The 15,607-nt window shown below is 70.6% G+C and carries 16 protein-coding genes; 4 read left to right on the top strand and 12 right to left on the bottom strand.

Translation table 11 applies throughout. The annotated features are described in order from the left end of the window. Window positions 1-57: 57 nt before the first annotated feature. Window positions 58-360, bottom strand: a complete 303-nt coding sequence (locus OG219_RS44580; RefSeq protein ID WP_266836920.1) for a muconolactone Delta-isomerase family protein — start codon at window positions 358-360, stop codon at window positions 58-60. A gap of 275 nt (window positions 361-635) precedes the next feature. Here OG219_RS44580 and OG219_RS44585 point away from each other — a divergent pair, with 275 nt between their 5' ends. Continuing rightward, window positions 636-1,559 carry a LysR family transcriptional regulator gene (locus OG219_RS44585; protein ID WP_266836922.1) on the top strand — a complete coding sequence of 308 codons (924 nt, stop codon included), beginning with the start codon at window positions 636-638 and terminating at the stop codon, window positions 1,557-1,559. A gap of 16 nt (window positions 1,560-1,575) precedes the next feature. Here the strand turns inward: OG219_RS44585 and OG219_RS44590 are convergent, their stop codons facing one another. Further along, entirely contained in the window at window positions 1,576-3,276 is a 1,701-nt protein-coding gene (locus tag OG219_RS44590) for a xylosidase (protein WP_266836924.1), read from the bottom strand. Between the two features lie 311 nt (window positions 3,277-3,587). Here OG219_RS44590 and OG219_RS44595 point away from each other — a divergent pair, with 311 nt between their 5' ends. The 3 genes from OG219_RS44595 (at window position 3,588) to OG219_RS44605 (ending at window position 5,789) form a co-directional block, all read left to right on the top strand. Next, window positions 3,588-4,370 carry a hypothetical protein gene (locus OG219_RS44595; protein ID WP_266836926.1) on the top strand — a complete coding sequence of 261 codons (783 nt, stop codon included), beginning with the start codon at window positions 3,588-3,590 and terminating at the stop codon, window positions 4,368-4,370. A 306-nt stretch (window positions 4,371-4,676) separates the two neighbouring features. Then, complete coding sequence (locus OG219_RS44600; protein WP_266836928.1) at window positions 4,677-5,390, top strand: SDR family NAD(P)-dependent oxidoreductase; 714 nt, start codon at window positions 4,677-4,679, stop codon at window positions 5,388-5,390. Window positions 5,391-5,417: 27 nt separating this feature from the next. Then, complete coding sequence (locus tag OG219_RS44605; protein ID WP_266836930.1) at window positions 5,418-5,789, top strand: hypothetical protein; 372 nt, start codon at window positions 5,418-5,420, stop codon at window positions 5,787-5,789. A 13-nt stretch (window positions 5,790-5,802) separates the two neighbouring features. Here OG219_RS44605 and OG219_RS44610 read toward each other — a convergent pair whose 3' ends face one another. The 10 genes from OG219_RS44610 to paaN form a co-directional block, all read right to left on the bottom strand. Then, window positions 5,803-7,029 (bottom strand): glycoside hydrolase family 88 protein, encoded by a 1,227-nt coding sequence (locus OG219_RS44610; RefSeq protein WP_266836932.1) that lies wholly within the window; start codon window positions 7,027-7,029, stop codon window positions 5,803-5,805. Between the two features lie 120 nt (window positions 7,030-7,149). Next, on the bottom strand, window positions 7,150-8,244 hold the full coding sequence (gene paaE, locus OG219_RS44615) for a 1,2-phenylacetyl-CoA epoxidase subunit PaaE (protein ID WP_266836934.1): 1,095 nt from the start codon (window positions 8,242-8,244) through the stop codon (window positions 7,150-7,152). Then, a complete protein-coding gene (gene paaD / locus OG219_RS44620) occupies window positions 8,244-8,765 on the bottom strand; it encodes a 1,2-phenylacetyl-CoA epoxidase subunit PaaD (protein WP_266836936.1) in 522 nt (173 codons plus the stop codon). The genes paaE and paaD overlap by 1 nt, the downstream gene beginning before the upstream one ends. Further along, the gene (paaC, locus tag OG219_RS44625; RefSeq protein WP_266836938.1) at window positions 8,759-9,595 is read right to left on the bottom strand and encodes a 1,2-phenylacetyl-CoA epoxidase subunit PaaC; all 837 of its coding nucleotides are present in this window, start codon (window positions 9,593-9,595) and stop codon (window positions 8,759-8,761) included. The genes paaD and paaC overlap by 7 nt, the downstream gene beginning before the upstream one ends. Window positions 9,596-9,610: 15 nt before the next feature. Beyond that, window positions 9,611-9,895 (bottom strand): 1,2-phenylacetyl-CoA epoxidase subunit PaaB, encoded by a 285-nt coding sequence (gene paaB, locus OG219_RS44630; RefSeq protein ID WP_266471115.1) that lies wholly within the window; start codon window positions 9,893-9,895, stop codon window positions 9,611-9,613. After that, window positions 9,892-10,866, bottom strand: a complete 975-nt coding sequence (gene paaA / locus OG219_RS44635) for a 1,2-phenylacetyl-CoA epoxidase subunit PaaA (RefSeq protein WP_266836940.1) — start codon at window positions 10,864-10,866, stop codon at window positions 9,892-9,894. The genes paaB and paaA overlap by 4 nt, the downstream gene beginning before the upstream one ends. Window positions 10,867-10,989: 123 nt before the next feature. Beyond that, complete coding sequence (locus OG219_RS44640) at window positions 10,990-11,856, bottom strand: 3-hydroxyacyl-CoA dehydrogenase family protein (protein WP_266836942.1); 867 nt, start codon at window positions 11,854-11,856, stop codon at window positions 10,990-10,992. Beyond that, window positions 11,853-12,599, bottom strand: a complete 747-nt coding sequence (locus OG219_RS44645; protein ID WP_266836944.1) for an enoyl-CoA hydratase/isomerase family protein — start codon at window positions 12,597-12,599, stop codon at window positions 11,853-11,855. Before OG219_RS44645 ends, OG219_RS44640 begins: the two co-directional genes overlap by 4 nt. Continuing rightward, entirely contained in the window at window positions 12,596-13,816 is a 1,221-nt protein-coding gene (locus tag OG219_RS44650; protein ID WP_266836946.1) for a thiolase family protein, read from the bottom strand. Before OG219_RS44650 ends, OG219_RS44645 begins: the two co-directional genes overlap by 4 nt. Next, on the bottom strand, window positions 13,809-15,521 hold the full coding sequence (gene paaN / locus OG219_RS44655; RefSeq protein ID WP_266836948.1) for a phenylacetic acid degradation protein PaaN: 1,713 nt from the start codon (window positions 15,519-15,521) through the stop codon (window positions 13,809-13,811). The genes OG219_RS44650 and paaN overlap by 8 nt, the downstream gene beginning before the upstream one ends. Window positions 15,522-15,607 lie beyond the last annotated feature (86 nt).

Raw genomic sequence — 15,607 nt, forward strand, 5'->3', positions numbered from 1 at the left:
GCTTCCGGGGCGGCCATGCTCACCGCCGCGAACCAGGCGGTGAATGGGGACGTAAGGTCACTCCGTGGCGTCGGTCCGGCCCGGGTCGTTGGGGTGGGACTCCAGGGCGGTGACGGTGAAAGTCATCCACGGGCGCAGTGGCAGCGTGCCGAGCACCTTCTCGTGGAGCTCGTCCTCGTCGGCGGCCAGCCAGACGCCGATGCTGCGCAACTCTCCGACCGGGCGCCACAGCCGCCCCAGGTTGCCGGTACCGGCCAGTTCCCGGGCGCGGACGGTCTCGGCGGCGCGCCGCCGGTCCACCTCGTCCTGGCTGGTGCCCTCGGGGACGGTGGTGGTGATCTCGACCAGGAACTCTCGCATGGTCCTGCTCCGTTCGGTCGGGCGCCCGGCGACGGCCGGGGGCGGATGGGTGGTGGGGCCCGTGTTTCACCGGGGCGGCCGGCGCGGTGTGGTCGGACGGCGGAGGACGTACCGGGAGGTGGCGGGTTCAGCCCGTCTGCCGGGGGCGTCTAGGGGGGAGGTGTACGACCGTCGGGGGCGTCGGGCTTCCATGCCCTCATCGTCCGCCTGTGCCGGGGCCGCCGCCACGACGGGCTTGCTCCCTGCTGGGAGGCGTGGCCTCTCACCGACGTAGCATGACAGTCGTGGAACTGCGCCAACTGCGGTACTTCGTAGCGGTCGCCGAGGAGCTGAACTTCGGCCGGGCCGCCGCACGTCTGCTGATCGCGGGCCCCTCCCTGTCGCAGCAGATCAAGGCGCTCGAACGCGACCTAGGGGTGAAGCTGTTCGAACGTGACCGCCGTTCGGTGTCCCTCACCCCGGCCGGTTCGGCCCTGCTCCCGCACACCCGCGCCCTGCTGGAACGGGCCGAGGACCTCCAGCGGCGCGCCGGCCGGCTGTCCGGTTCGGAACCGGTACGGCTCGGCTACGTCAACTGGCTCCCGCCCGACCTGACCACCCGCGCCGCCGCGGTGGCCCAACTCCACATCGACGCGTGGATCGCGCCCTCGCACACCCAGGCCGCCCGGGTCGCCGACGGCAGCCTGGACCTCGCCGTGTGCTGGGTACGGACCGAGGACCTGGAACGGCGTGGCCTGCACGCCCGGCTCATCGGCGCCGACCGGCTGTACGCCGTTGCCACCGGCGACGACACGAGCGACGTGGCCGCCCGGGACACCCTCGTCCTCCTCGACGACGACACCACCTCCTGGTCGTCCTGGAACATCTATGCCGAACTACTGGCCCGGGACACCGGGGCCCGCGCGGTACAGATCGCCGACGGCGGCGTCACCGGACCCGCGTTCTTCGACCACGTACGCCGCAGCGGCCGTCCGGTCATCAACTGCCCCAAGGGCCAGACCACTCCCCTGCCGCCGGACCTGGTCCGACGCCCGATCGTCGCACCGGAGGTCTACTGGACCTGGTCCCTGGTCCGGCGCGAGGGCGAGAACCGCCCCGCGGTCCGCGCCCTTGTCGACGCCCTCTGCAACGGCGTGGGCGACCTCGGGATCCACACCCCGGACGCCTGGCTGCCCAAGGGCGACCCCCACCGGGATTAGCCTCCGGAGTCAGTGGCTAGACCGTTGCCAGGTCGAACTGCTCCCACGTCCCGATCGCCGTGCGGTTGGCGATGAGCGGGTCGGCTCCGCCGTTGTCGGCCGTCACGTACTTGCCGTTGGCGGAGGCGAGCAGGCTGACCGTGCCGTTGGAGTTGTGCACCAGCTGGAAGGTCTCCCAGGTGCCGATGGCGGTGCGGTCCGCGAGCAGGGCGGAGACACCCGCGTCGACCGCGCTGACGACACGGCCGTTGGCGCGGGAGCGCAGGGCGATGTTGCCGCTGCCCAAGTCGATCTGGTCGAACCGCTCCCACAGGCCGGCCGAGTCGCGGTTGGCGATCAGGGACTTGGCTCCGGCGCTCTCCGCGGTGACGAACTTACTGTTGGCCCGCGCCTTGAGGGTGATCGTGGCGGTGGCCGGGGTGCCCGCGGAGGTGCCGTTGACGAAAGGCTGGGTGGGGCGGGTGGCGGTCAGGGCGAGTTCACCCTTGAGCATGCGGCCGCCGTCGCCGGTCAGGCGCAGGTAGTAGTCCGAGGAGCAGGCCGTGCCGTCCTCGTCGAGGGCGAGCAGTCCCCCGTCCGTGGGGACCCAGTCCTGCGACTCGGCGGTCTTGGCGATCTGGTTCCCCTCGTTGTACTCGTCGTACATCGAGATGTAGATGCCCTGCACGCCGGCCCTGACCATGTTGTAGACCTGCCGCCACATGAAGTCCCCGTGGGCGCGCTGGCGTTCGGCGACATCGCCGGGCATGACGCACGGCTGGTAGTCGATGCCGTGGGCGGTGCAGTCCGCCTGGTCCGGCACGGTCGCCTGGGTGTAGAAGTTGTCGGCGTCGGAGGCGTTGCCGATCCGTCCCACCATCCACGGCGAGATCATGTGGAGGGCGTGGTAGACGTCGGCGAAGCCCGAGCGCGAGTCGCCGGTGCCGGTGCGCCACCATGTCGGCACACCGCCGATCACGTAACAGCCCTGGTCCTTGAACCAGTTGATGACGTCGAGGCAGGCGTCCGCGCTGAACGCGTGCTTGTCGTCGTTGAATCCGAAGCCCCAGATGCACACGACGGGCTTGCCGTTCTGGAGCGCGTACGCCGAACTCTGCGTGTGTGCGGACATCTTGCTCGTCCAGTCGGTCTTGATCTCCGACTGCATGGCGGTCCAGCCGCTGACGTCGTACATGACGTAGAACTTCCGGCCGTACGCCTCGGCGGCGCCGCGCACCTTCTGGGCCATGGCGTCCCGCGTCGGGCCCTCGCCGCCGGTGGGGTTGAAGCGCTGGAGCGCGGCGGTGTCGATGCCGTACTGCTGCATCCACAGGAAGTGGGCGTCCACGGTCTGCTGGTCGTACGAGGAGAACAGGGACGCCGGGCGGCCGTTGCCGAGGTTGCCGAACGCCGTCGGGTACGTCGTCGTGATGTCGCGGACGTCGGGCCAGGCCTTGATGCCGTTGTTGGAGGGCGAGGGGGTCTGGGCGCTGTTGGGGGCCCAGTGCCACCAGGCGTTGATCGGCGCGCCGTCGCCCTTGCAGGCGAACCAGCCCTGGTAGCCGACGGTGATCTTGCCGACGACGTCGCCGGGAGCGCTGGCGGTGGCGCTCGTGGTGGCCGCCGAGGCGACCCGTGCGACGCCGACCGCGCCGAGAGCGGCGGCCGCGGTGCCGCCGGCCGTCGCGCCGAGCACCTTGCGGCGCGTCCAGGTCGGTGTGCGATGGGACTTGGGCATGCGTGGCTCCGAAAGGCGCGGGGGGATGATCTGGGCGGGGGCCCGGGTGAGGCATCAGGGGTGGGCGAGAGGAAATCTCAAGACGTGAGTTAAGTGGTGGGGCAGGTGGGCGTCAAGGCGCGTGCCCCGCATGGGGGCAATGCATGGAATGGTCGCAAAGGTGAACGTGCGGATGGACAACTTGCCTACTCCCAGGGGCTGGTGGGGCGCGGCGGCACATTTGTTAGGAGTTCTTAAGGGCGCCATGGGCGTCCTCATAGGTACGGCGCCCACGCTGGGAAGTAGTTGCCCCAGCGAAGGGAACCCCCACCATGGACGACCACGACCTGACGCATGACTCTTCGCCCGAACCCACCCACACGGCCCTGACCGAGCGGGCCTCCCAACCCCTCTCCCGGCGGATGCTGTCACGGAGAGGCGCGTGGACCATGGCCGCCGGGCTGGCGTGTGCGCTGGCCGGAGCCACCCTCGGCGGTACGTCCGCCGCCGCGGACTCCTCGTCGACTCCTTCGACCGCGGACACGGCCTCGCCGACCCCGACGCCCACCGGACCCTCGGGCGGCGGCCCCGCGGCCGACCCGTCCGACGGCGGTGCGACCGGCATCGTGGACACCACGTCCACGTCGGGCTTCACCATGACGACGGCGACCGGTGTGAAGGTCACCGTGACCGAGACCCCCGCCACGAAAACCATTGGAGCCCCGGCCAGAGGCGTGAAGGAGGGTGCGAGCGTCCTCGTCATCGGGGTGGTCGACAGCGCGACCATCGCCGCGACGCAGGTCGTCGTCCAGCGCGGAGGCGACGGCGGAGCAGCGGCCGCCGAAGCGGCCGGGGTGATCGCCTTCCAGCAGGGGACCCCGTCACCGGACAAGTCGGTCGGTCAGATCCCGGACTACACCGAGGGCGAGGGGACGATCATCAACGGTACGACCGCGTACAAGGCGGTCAAGGCCGCGCAGGCCGTCGTCCCCGGTGGCATCAGCGACCGTGTCGTCGAACTCAGCGACGGCTACTACCAAGTCCACAACATCAGCGTCAACTGGCCGCATCACGTGTTCGTCGACAGGAACTTCAAGGCCGTCGGCTGGGAGTAGACACCGGCGCCACCGCAAGGGGGCGCAGGCCCCCCGCTTCACCACAGGCCGAAGGCCGTCTCCTCAAGATGAGGAGACGGCCTTCGCTGTTGCCCGCCACGGGGGCCGACCTCTCCCCCGGCGCCGCCCCGCCGACATTGACTGGAAGGCTGCGCCTCCCAACTGCGAGGAAGCCAGTCCTGGCCAGAGCCCTGCTGACCTTTGACTTCTCCTCACCGAACGACCTACATTCGCATTAGTCGACCGGTCGGCTAGTAGCTCGAAGACCGGTCGAGAAGCCCCCGCCTCATCTCGGAGAAGGTCATCATGAGCTCTCAGAACCAGAAGGTCGCAGTCATCACCGGCGCATCGCAGGGCATCGGTGCCGGTCTCGTCGACGCCTACCGCAAGCTCGGCTACGCCGTCGTCGCCACCTCGCGCACGATCGCCCCCTCCCACGACGCGGGCGTCCTGACCGTCCAGGGCGACATCGCCGACACGGCCACGGCCGAACGCGTCATCGCCGCCGGCGTCGAGCGGTTCGGACGTATCGACACCCTGGTCAACAACGCCGGCCTCTTCGTCGCCAAGCCCTTCACCGACTACACCGGCGACGACTACGCCACCGTGACCGGCGTGAACCTCGTCGGCTTCTTCCGCATCACCCAGCTGGCCATCGAGCACATGCTCGCCCAGGGCGGCGGCCACATCGTCAACGTCACCACCAGCCTGGTCGACAACGCCAACTCCAACGTCCCCTCCGTGCTCGCCTCGCTGACCAAGGGCGGCCTGCAGTCCGCCACCAAGTCCCTGGCCATCGAGTACGCCACGCGCGGCATCCGCACCAACGCCGTCTCACCGGGCACCATCAAGACCCCCATGCACCCCGAGGAGACCTACGAGTTCCTCGCCGCCCTGCATCCGGTCGGCCGGATGGGCGAGCAGAGCGACATCGTCGATGCGGTGATCTACCTGGAGAACGCCCCGTTCGTCACCGGCGAGATCCTCCATGTGGACGGCGGAATGAGCGCCGGCCACTGAACCGACTCCAGCGACAGGAGAACCCTGATGACCAGCACGACAGACAGTGAAGTGATCCTGCGCGGCGTTCTCGACCGGTGGAAGGCGGCCGTCGACGGGCACGAACCGAAGGAGGTCGCCTCGCAGTTCACCGAGGACGCGATCTTCCAAGGACTGCACCCGTACAGCGTCGGAAGGCCGGGGATCGCCGCCTACTACGACTCCCAGCCCATCGGGATGGCGGCCGCGTACCGGATCCTCGAAACCAGACGCCTCGCCGACGACCTCGTACTCGGCTACCTGGACGTCGACTTCTCGTTCAACGACCGCCCCACCCTCGGCGTCAAGCTCGGCGTACTGCTGAAACGCCTGGAGGAGCGCTGGTACATCACCCACTACCAGGTCTCGCGCCTCGGCTGAGGACAGCCGGCACTCAAACCGCCGAAAGATCGATCGCCCGGTCGACGTCCTGCGGCTGCAGCACGCGCAGGATGCCTTCCAGCAGGTAGTAGTCGGCGTAGGGAAGCGAGATCTCGATCCCGTCCTCGGCCGGCCGGTTACGGGTGCAGCGGGCGACGACCGCCTCGGCGCGGGTCGACTTGTCCGTCAGGCAGGTCTGTGACAGCGCGGTGAGAATCCGCAGCGCCACCGAGCGGTAGTCCTGCCTGCCCGTGACGGCGGCCAGGTCGAGAAGGCCGCAGGCCATGATCGCGCCGGCTGAGGCGTCCTTGATGTCGTGGGGCTGCTGCGGTGCGCGGTAGTCCCACACAGGGACGTGGTCCGCACCCAGCGCGTCTACCGCGAAGTCGGCGAGTTTGCGGGCGGTGGCCAGGAATTGGCGGTTCCCGGTCCGGCGGTAGATCGTGGTGAATCCGTACAGTCCCCATGCCTGTCCGCGCGACCAGCATGACGTGGGGCTGTAGCCCTGCACGGTGCCCGGGCCGATCTGCGCGCCGGTGGCCGGGTCGAAGTCGAATACGTGCGGGGTCGATCCGTCCGGTCTCGGGAACACCTGCTGAGCGGTCTTCGCGTGCTCCACGGCGATGTCGAGATATTTGGAGTCGCCGGTCTGCCCGCTGGCGAACGCCAGCAGGTCGAGATTCATCATCGTGTCGATGATGACGCGGCCCGCGTTGTTCGGATCGTTCAGTGCGCCCCACGCCCGGATGAAGCGCCCGCGCGGGTTGTACCGCTCGATCAGCGAATCGGCCGCCCGTATCGCGCCGGCCCGCCAGGTGTCGTCACCCGTCAGACGCCATGCCGTCACCCATGACGGTGAGAACAGGAATCCGAGATCGTGCGTGCCGGTGTCGTACTGGCGGGGGGCGAGCTTCTTCGCCGAGTCGAGCGCCAGTGTGCGGAATGCGTCGTCCTTGCTGTAGAGCCAGGCCATCCACAGCGTTCCCGGCCAGAATCCGCCGACCCAGTCACCGTTCTGGGAGTAGGTCCACTTCTCGAACTTCGTCCCGACGGGAAAGGCGCTCACTCCCGGCGCGACAACGCCGATCTTCTCCACCGCGTAGTCTGCCGCCGCGCGCAAAGTGCGGGCGGTCGCCGCCGGTGTCCGATCGGCCGCCGCCTGTGCGGCCTGTGGTGCGGAAGCATATGCCGCCGTAGCACCGGCCGCGGTAGCCAGCACACTTCGCCGGGAAATGGTCACAGTCGCCTGCCTCTCTCCAACTGGTCAACGCTGTAAGGGAGTTGGAGGAGTTTTACACGGCAGCCGCACCGACGTACACCCATATGACATGAGTTCAGAGACGTGAACGCGCTCCCGCGCTCAGCTGTCGTAGTCGACGGTCAGGGTGTCGGAGACGGGGAACGTCTGGCAGGTGAGCACGTAGCCGGCGTCGACCTCGGCGGGTTCGAGGGCGTAGTTGCGGCGCATGTCCCCGGTTCCGTCGGTGACCAGTGCCCGGCAGGTGCCACAGACACCGCCCTTGCACGCGAAGGGCAGGTCGGGCCGGGTCTTCTGGGCGCCGTCGAGGATGGCGCGGTCCCGGGGCAGGGCGGAGGTGGTGGAGCGGCCGTCGAGGGTGATGGTGACCTTGCTGACGGGGCCGTCGTAGGCGGTGTCGATGTGCCGGACGGGTTGTACGGGCTCGTCGTCGGCGTAGAAGAGCTCCTGGTGGACGTGTTCGGCCGGAACGCCGAGTCCGGCGAGGAGCTCCTGGGCGTCGCGGACCATGCCGTGCGGGCCGCACAGCCACCAGTGGTCGGCGGTCTTCGCATCGACCAGGGCGTCGATGAGTGTGGCGAGCCGGTCGGCGTCGAGGCGGCCGGAGAGGATCTCGGCCTCGCGCGGTTCGCGGGACAGGACGTGCGCCAGCTGGAACCGGCCCGGGTGGAGGTCCTTCAGGTCGGCGAGGTCGTCGGCGAACATCACGGTGTCGCTGCGCCGGTTGCCGTAGAAGAGCGTGACGCGCGAGCGGCTGTCGGCGGCGAGGACGGACTCCGCGATGGACAGCATCGGGGTGATCCCGGAGCCCGCGGCGATCAGGACGTGGTGGCCGGGTCGCGACAGGTCGGGGGTGAAGGCACCGGTCGGCGCCATCACCTCGACGGTGTCTCCTGGGCGCACGTCGTGCACCAGCCAGGAGGAGAACAGCCCGCCGGGGACGATCCGTACGCCGATGCGCGGCCGCGCACCCACGGGAGAGCAGATGGAGTACGAGCGGCGCTCGTCGCGTCCCTCGACCTCGCGGCGGAGCGTGAGCGACTGGCCGGGCCGGTACGCGAACTCCTCGGCGAGGTGCTCGGGGATGTCGAAGCTGATGGCTGCGGCGTCCTCGCACAGCGGCTGGACGGCGGCGACCCGCAGCGCATGGAAGGCCGGGCGGCGGCGGGCCTGGTGGGTCGGGGCCGGGGCGGTCATCAGATCTCCTTGACGTACTCGAACGGCTCGCGGCAGGCGCGGCAGCGCCACAGGGCCTTGCAGGAGGTGGCGGCGAAGCGCGAGGTCTCCTCGGTGTCGGCCGATCCGCACTGGGGGCAGGCCACCGCGCGCCTGAGGGGGGCGAGCGTCAGCGGCACGGGCCCGGGAGCGTGCCGGGGCGCGGCGCCGGGGGGCGCGATGCCGTGCTCGGCGAGCTTGCGGCGGCCGTCGGGGGTGATCCAGTCCGTGGTCCACGGAGGATCGAGGACGGTCCGGATCTCCACCAGGGCGAACCCGGCGTCCCGCAGCCGCGCGGCGACCTCGGCGCGCATCTCGGCCATCGCCGGGCAGCCGGAGTAGGTGGGTGTCAGGCTCGCGACGACGGTGCCGTCCGCGCCGACCTCGACATCGCGCAGTACGCCCAGGTCGGCGAGGGTGAGCATGGGCATCTCGGGGTCGGGCACCTGCTCGGCGATGCGCCGGGCCCGCCGTGTCTCCGCCGACGCCAGTACGGTCACCATGTCGCCTCCGGGTGGGCGCGGGCCACGCTCTGGAGTTCGGCAAGGAGCGGGGCCAGGTGTTCGGTGTGGTCGCCCTCGCGGCCGTGTCCCGGCACCGGTGCCGGGACGGGCAGGACGAGCCCGGCGGCGTCGGTGACCTGGCGAAGCACGGCGAGCACTTCGTCGCGTACCTCTGCCGCTCCCGTGAAGAGTTCGTCCGTGTAGGGGGCGACATCGGCCAGGGCCTCGCGCATCCGACGCCGCGACTCCTCGGTGCCGTCGCCCAGCCGTACCGCCCACTCGGCGGCGTACTGCCGGTGATAGGTCAGTTCCTTGACGCCCTTGGCGGCGATGGCGGCCAGCACCGGGTCCGGCGTAGTGACGGCGAGCCGCTCGAAGACGGCCAGCCGCCAGGAGGACAGCACCAGTAGGCGGGTGATGGTGAACGCGAAGTCACCGCCCGGCAGTTCGGCGAGCCGGACGTTGCGGAAGTCGTCCACGTCGCGGAAGTAGGCGTAGGCGTCCTCGCCCCGGCCCGTGCCGTCCGTCTGCCCGGCACGCGCGTACAACAGGCGGGCCTGGCCGAGCAGATCGAGCCCGATGTTGGCGAGCGCGACCTCCTCCTCCAGCTCGGGGGCGCGGGTGCACCACTGCGCCAGCCGCTGTGCGCTCACCAGCGCGTCGTCACCGAGGGCCAGGCAGTACGCGGCGAGCTCCCCGGCGTCGATCCCGTCCGGGACGGTCTGGTCGACGCCGTGCAGCGGATCCTCGAAACCGGTGCCGAACGCCCAGCGGGCGTCGCTGTCGTCGTGTCCCTCGGCCAGGGACAGGTAGACGTGATCGTCGCTCATGTCGTCTCCTGTTCCTCAGATGTGCGGGACGTCGTCGGGGATGTCGTAGAACGTGGGGTGCCGGTAGACCTTGTCGGCGCTGGGGGCGAAGAACGGGTCCTTCTCGTCGCGCGTCGAGGCGGCGATGTGCTCCGAGCGCACCACCCAGATGGACACGCCCTCGTTGCGCCGGGTGTACAGGTCGCGGGCGTGGGTGAGCGCCATGCGGTCGTCGGCGGCGTGCAGCGAGCCGACGTGGACGTGGTTCAGGCCGCGCTTGCCACGTACGAAGACCTCGTACAGAGGCCAGTCCTGCGTCATGCCGCCGCTCCTTCTGCCGCTGTTGCCTGTGCGCGTGCGGCCTGCTTGGCCGCGTACGCGGTCGCCGCCTCCCGGACCCAGGCGCCCTCCTCGTGGGCGGCCCGGCGCCGGGCGACCCGCTCGGTGTTGCACGGCCCGTCGCCGCTGATCACGCGCTGCAGTTCGGACCAGTCGGGGGTGCCGAAGTCGTGGTGGCCGCGCTCCTCGTTCCAGCGCAGCTCCGGGTCGGGAAGCTTGACGCCGAGCTTCTCGGCCTGCGGGACGGTCATGTCCACGAAGCGCTGGCGCAGTTCGTCGTTCGAGTGCCGCTTGATCTTCCAGGCCATGGACCGCGCCGAGTTGGGCGAGTCCTCGTCGGGCGGGCCGAACATCATCAGCGACGGCCACCACCAGCGGTCGACGGCGTCCTGGACCATCTCCCGCTGGGCCTGCGTGCCGCGCATCATCGTGAGCAGCAGCTCGTACCCCTGGCGCTGGTGGAAGGACTCCTCCTTGCACACGCGCACCATGGCCCGCGCGTACGGCCCGTACGAGCAACGGCACAGCGGCACCTGGTTGCAGATCGCCGCCCCGTCCACGAACCAGCCGATCACTCCGACGTCGGCGAAGCTCGGCGTCGGGTAGTTGAAGATCGACGAGTACTTCTGCCGGCCCTCGATCAGCGCCTCGGTCAGCTCCGCCCGGTCGGCGCCCAGGGTCTCGGCGGCCGAGTACAGATAGAGCCCGTGCCCGGCCTCGTCCTGCACCTTCGCGAAGAGGATCGCCTTGCGGCGCAACGACGGCGCCCGGGTGATCCAGTCGCCCTCCGGCTGCATGCCGATGATCTCCGAGTGGGCGTGCTGCGCGATCTGCCGGATCAGGGTCCTGCGGTAGCCGTCGGGCATCCAGTCGCGGGGCTCGATCCGCTGGTCCTTCTCGATCGTGGCGTCGAAGTCTTCTTCCAGGCTCGTCGCCCGTGTGCTGCTGGTCATCGACATCCCCACTCCCCTACCGACCATTCGTTCGGTTACTAGTCTGATGCCTTTTTCCCTGCTGGGCAAGCCCTCTCATCGCCATGGTCTCCTCAGGGCCCTTCTCGATGCCCTTCCCGCCGCTCAATCCCACGTGTAGAACCCCTGTCCCGTCTTGCGGCCCAGCTCGCCGCGGGCGACCTTGTCGCGCAGCAGCCGGGGCGGTGCGAAGCGCTCGCCGAGGGTGCTGTGCAGGTACTCGGCGATGGCCAGGCGGACATCGAGTCCGACCAGGTCGGTCAGTCGCAGCGGTCCCATCGGGTGCTTGTAGCCGAGGCTCATGGCGTCGTCGATGGCCTCCGGCTCGGCGACACCCTCCTCGACCATGCGGATCGCCTCCAGGCCGAGCGCCAGGCCGAGGCGGCTGCTGGCGAAGCCGGGCGAGTCGTTGACGACGACGTCCTTCTTGCCGAGGGCGTGGGTCCAGTCGAGGGCGGCACTGACGACGCCGTCCTCCGTGTGCGGTGCGACGACGATCTCGACCAGTTCGGAGGCGGGCACCGGGTTGAAGAAGTGCATGCCCAGGAAGCGGCCGGGCCGGGTGAGTACGGAGGCGAGTTCGGTGACCGACAGGGAGCTGGTGTTGGTGGCCAGCACGGTCGTCGGGCTCACCGCCTTTTCGGCCAGGGCGAGGAGCCGGGCCTTGAGCGCGGGGTCCTCGGGAACCGCCTCGACGACCAGGTCTGCCCCTGCGGGCAGGTCCTCCACCGAGTCCGCGGTCGTGACGCGGGCGAGCACCTGCTCGGCGGGCTCGGTGAGCCTGCCGCGCTCGGCGGCCCGTTTCAGGCCGGTGGCGACACGGTCCAGCGCGGCGGCCGCAGCTTGCCCGCCGCTCTCCACGACGGTCACGGAGGACCCGGCCGCGGCGAAGGACTGCGCGATACCCGCGCCCATGCGGCCGCCGCCGATGACGCCGACGACCGCGGGCGCGGAGGGGGATGCGGTGGTCATGCCCGGCTCCTCTTCTCGATGAAGCGTGTCATGCGGTCCTTCTTGTCCTGGCCCTCGAAGAGCACCGCCTGCGCGAGGTCGTCGGCGACCGGGTGGGCGCCGGGTGAGTCGACGACCAGCTTGGTCAGCCGCAGGGCCGTGGCCGATGAACGGGCCATGCGGTCGAGCAGCGCGTGCGCCTCGTCCAGCAGCTTGTCCGCCGGTACGACGTCTATGACCAGCCCCGCGGCCAGTGCCGCCGGTGCGTCAAGGTTCCGTCCGGCGAGCAGCACCTGCTTGGCGACCGACTCGCCGACCAGTTCGGGCAGCCGCCAGCAGGCCCCGGCAGCGGCGAGGATGCCGAGCCCGGGTTCCGGATTGCCGAAGACGGCGTCCGGTCCGGCGATACGGATGTCGCAGGCGTACGACAGTTCCGCCCCGCCGCCCAGGGCCCAGCCGTCGACGGCGGCGACGGTGGGCATCGGCAGCCTGCGCACCCGCTCGAAGAGCCGGCTGTTGATGCCCTGCAGCGCCTCGTCCCGCCCGCGCCGCAGCAGCTCCGCGATGTCGGCGCCGCCTGCGAAGACACCGCCGTGGCCGGTGAGCAGCAGCAGTTTCGGGTTCTGCTCCAACAGGTCGCAGACGGCGTGCAGTTCGCGGATCATCAGGCCGCTGATCGCGTTACGGGCCTCGGGGCGGTACAGGGTGACGACGACCCGGTCCTCGCGCTCCTCGACCAGCAGTGTCTCGTGCGTGGTGCTCATACGCGCTCCACCAGCATCGCGACGCCCTGTCCGACGCCCACGCACAGCGTGGCCAGGCCCCGTCGGGCGTCCTCGCGCTCAAGACGCCCGAGCAGGGTGAGCAGGATGCGGGCGCCGGAGCAGCCGAGCGGATGGCCCAGGGCGATGGCGCCGCCGTCGGCGTTGACCTTCGCCTCGTCGAGCTTGAGGCGGCGGACGACCGCAAGTACCTGCGCGGCGAAGGCTTCGTTCAGCTCGACCGCGTCCAGGTCTCCGGTCCCCCATCCGGCGCGGGCGAGCGCTTTCTCGGTGGCGGGCACCGGGCCCAGGCCCATGACGTGGGGCTGCACCCCGGCCGAGGCGGAGGTGACGATCCGGGCCCGCGGGGTGAGCCCGTACCGCTCGACGGCCGCCGCACTCGCCACCACCAGGGCCGCGGCGCCGTCGGACAGCGGCGAGGCGGAGCCCGCGGTGACGATGCCGTCCTTGCGGAAGATCGTGCGCAGGGAGCCGAGCTTCTCCAGCGTCGTGGAGGGCCGCGGGCCCTCGTCGCGGGTCACCTCGCCGTCCTTCACCGGCACCGGCACGATCTCGCGGTCGAAACGGCCCGCCTCCTGAGCGGCGACCGCCCGCTGATGGCTGCGTAGCGCGAAGGCGTCGGACTCGGCGCGGGTGATGCCGTCGAGCGCGGCGACCTCTTCGGCCGTCTCGCCCATCGACAGGGTGGTCCTCGCCGTATCCCCCGTGGCGAGCTTGTCCGCGGCGGTGAAGCGCGGATTGGTGAAGCGCCAGCCCAGCGAGGTGTCGTGGACCTCCCCCGGCTTCGCCCACGGAGTGCCGGGCTTGGCCATCACCCAGGGCGCGCGGGTCATCGACTCCACGCCGCCCGCGACGACCAGGTCGGCTTCCCCGGCCCGTATCGCCTGCGCGGCCGAGGCCACGGCTGTCAGTCCCGAGGCGCACAGCCGGTTGACGGTGTAGCCGGGCACGGTGTGCGGCAGCCCGGCCAGCAGCACGGCCATCCGTGCCACGTCCCGGTTGTCCTCCCCGGCCTGGTTGGCGGCGCCGAGGATCACCTCGTCCACCGCCTCCCCGGGAATTCCGGCGCGGCGGGCCGCCTCGCCGACCACCAGGGCCGCCAGGTCGTCGGAGCGTACGGAGGCCAGGGCGCCGCCGTAGCGGCCCTGCGGGGTGCGGGCACCGTCTATCAGGTAGACCGCGTCACGAAGTTCAGGCACCGGCACTCTCCTCTGCAGCGACCGGCCGGCGCGACTGCAGCGTCGCGAAGCGGCCCGTGACGAACGCGGGGTCGGACAGGGTGGCGCTGGCCGCCGGGTTGGCGGCGCTGCCGTGGAAGTCGCTGAACGCGGCCGACTGGTTGACGAAGACGCCGCCGGTGAGGTTCTCCGAGAGATGCACTCCCGCGTCCAGGGCCGCCGACTCGGCGGCGTCCAGCACCTCTTCGCTGGTGGAGTGGACTGCGGCGGTCAGCGCACCGTGGGCGCTCACCGTCTCGCGCAGGATCCGCAGACTGTGCTCGGTGGAGTCGGTGCCGATGACGAACGAGACCGGCCCGAACCACTCACGGGTGTACGTCTCCCGGTCGGACTCCGCGTCCAGCAAGGCCACCAGCGGCGTACGGATGACGGCCTCGGGGTGCTCGGGGTGTTCGACGGGCGCCGACGCGCGCACCGTACGGCCGACCGCCGCGGCCCGGTCCAGGCGCTCGCGTACGCCGTCGTTGACGATCGCGCCGAGGGTGCCGGCGGCGCGGGCCGGGTCGCCGAGCAGCTTGTCCAGCGCGGCGGAGAGGTCGGCGGCGAACTCGTCGGCGGTCCGTACGCCCTGGTCGGTGGTGATGCCGTCGCGCGGGATCAGGAGGTTCTGCGGGGTGGTGCACATCTGGCCGCTGTAGAGGGACAACGAGAAGGCCAGGTTGCCCAGCAGACCGCGGTAGTCGTCGGTGGAGTCCAGGACGACGGTGTTGAGGCCCGCCTTCTCCGTGTACACGGCGGCCTGGCGGGCATTGCTCTCCAGCCAGTCGCCGAACTCCGTCGACCCGGTGAAGTCGATGATCCGGACGTCGGGGTGCAGCGCGAGGCAGCCGGCGCTCCGGTCCCCGGCCTCCTCGGCGGCGAGGACGACCACATTCGGGTCGAAGCCCGCCTCGGCCAGCACCTCGCGGGCGATCCGCACGGTGACGGCGAGCGGCAGAACGGCGCCCGGGTGGGGCTTGACCACGACCGGGTTGCCGGTGACCAGGCTGGCGAAGAGGCCCGGATAGCCGTTCCACGTCGGGAAGGTGTTGCAGGCGATCAGCACCGCCACCCCGCGCCCCACCGGCGTGAACTTCTTGTCCATGACCAGAGGGCCGCCCTTGCGCTGCGGCTTGCTCCAGCGGGCCGCGCCCGGGTGCCGCTTCTGCTCCGCCCAGGCGTACGCGACCGCTTCCAGGCCGCGGTCCTGGGCGTGCGGGCCACCTGCCTGGAAGGCCATGACGAAGGCCTGGCCGGTGGTGTGCTGCACGGCGTGCGCGATCTCGAAGCTCGCCGCGTTCAGCCGGGCGAGGATCTCGGCGGCGACACCGGCGCGGGTGTCCGGGTCCGCCGCGCGCCAGGGGCCGGTGGCCGCCTTCCCCGCGGCCACCGCCTCGTCCACCGTGACCCGGGGGTAGGTGATGCCGAGATCGAAGCCGTACGGAGAGGTCTCGGTGGCCGGCACACGCCTCTCGCCGGGGTGGCCGGCCAGCTCGAAGTGCCTGCCGAGCTGGTTCTGGAAGGCGGCTTCCCCGTTCTTAGCGGCGTCCTCGCCGTAGACCGACTTGCTGGGTGACTCCGGATAGGGCGTCCAGTGGTCCCGGGCCGCCGTCGCGGCGACCGCTTCTTCCAGCAGCACGCGGTGACGTGCGAAGAAGTCGGGGCGCTCGGGGCTGTTCTGGGGCATGCGTTCCACCTCTTGACAGGCAGTGGTGATGCTGGATTACTTGGCCGTGCCGAACGCTAACCGAATGTTCGGTCGGTCCACAAGGT

The organism is Streptomyces sp. NBC_00038, from assembly GCF_026343635.1.
Classification (GTDB): Bacteria; Actinomycetota; Actinomycetes; order Streptomycetales; family Streptomycetaceae; genus Streptomyces.

Excerpts from the sequence above, each read along its gene's own strand:
- OG219_RS44600 (WP_266836928.1), top strand. The coding sequence starts at position 4,677 with ATGAGCTCTCAGAACCAGAAGGTCGCAGTCATCACCGGCGCATCGCAG.
- OG219_RS44605 (WP_266836930.1), top strand. The coding sequence starts at position 5,418 with ATGACCAGCACGACAGACAGTGAAGTGATCCTGCGCGGCGTTCTCGAC.
- OG219_RS44585 (WP_266836922.1), top strand. The coding sequence starts at position 636 with ATGACAGTCGTGGAACTGCGCCAACTGCGGTACTTCGTAGCGGTCGCC.
- OG219_RS44640 (WP_266836942.1), bottom strand. The coding sequence starts at position 11,856 with ATGACCACCGCATCCCCCTCCGCGCCCGCGGTCGTCGGCGTCATCGGC.
- paaN (WP_266836948.1), bottom strand. The coding sequence starts at position 15,521 with ATGCCCCAGAACAGCCCCGAGCGCCCCGACTTCTTCGCACGTCACCGC.
- paaE (WP_266836934.1), bottom strand. The coding sequence starts at position 8,244 with ATGACCGCCCCGGCCCCGACCCACCAGGCCCGCCGCCGCCCGGCCTTC.
- OG219_RS44595 (WP_266836926.1), top strand. The coding sequence starts at position 3,588 with ATGGACGACCACGACCTGACGCATGACTCTTCGCCCGAACCCACCCAC.
- paaA (WP_266836940.1), bottom strand. The coding sequence starts at position 10,866 with ATGACCAGCAGCACACGGGCGACGAGCCTGGAAGAAGACTTCGACGCC.
- paaC (WP_266836938.1), bottom strand. The coding sequence starts at position 9,595 with ATGAGCGACGATCACGTCTACCTGTCCCTGGCCGAGGGACACGACGAC.
- paaD (WP_266836936.1), bottom strand. The coding sequence starts at position 8,765 with ATGGTGACCGTACTGGCGTCGGCGGAGACACGGCGGGCCCGGCGCATC.
- OG219_RS44590 (WP_266836924.1), bottom strand. The coding sequence starts at position 3,276 with ATGCCCAAGTCCCATCGCACACCGACCTGGACGCGCCGCAAGGTGCTC.
- OG219_RS44645 (WP_266836944.1), bottom strand. The coding sequence starts at position 12,599 with ATGAGCACCACGCACGAGACACTGCTGGTCGAGGAGCGCGAGGACCGG.
- paaB (WP_266471115.1), bottom strand. The coding sequence starts at position 9,895 with ATGACGCAGGACTGGCCTCTGTACGAGGTCTTCGTACGTGGCAAGCGC.
- OG219_RS44580 (WP_266836920.1), bottom strand. The coding sequence starts at position 360 with ATGCGAGAGTTCCTGGTCGAGATCACCACCACCGTCCCCGAGGGCACC.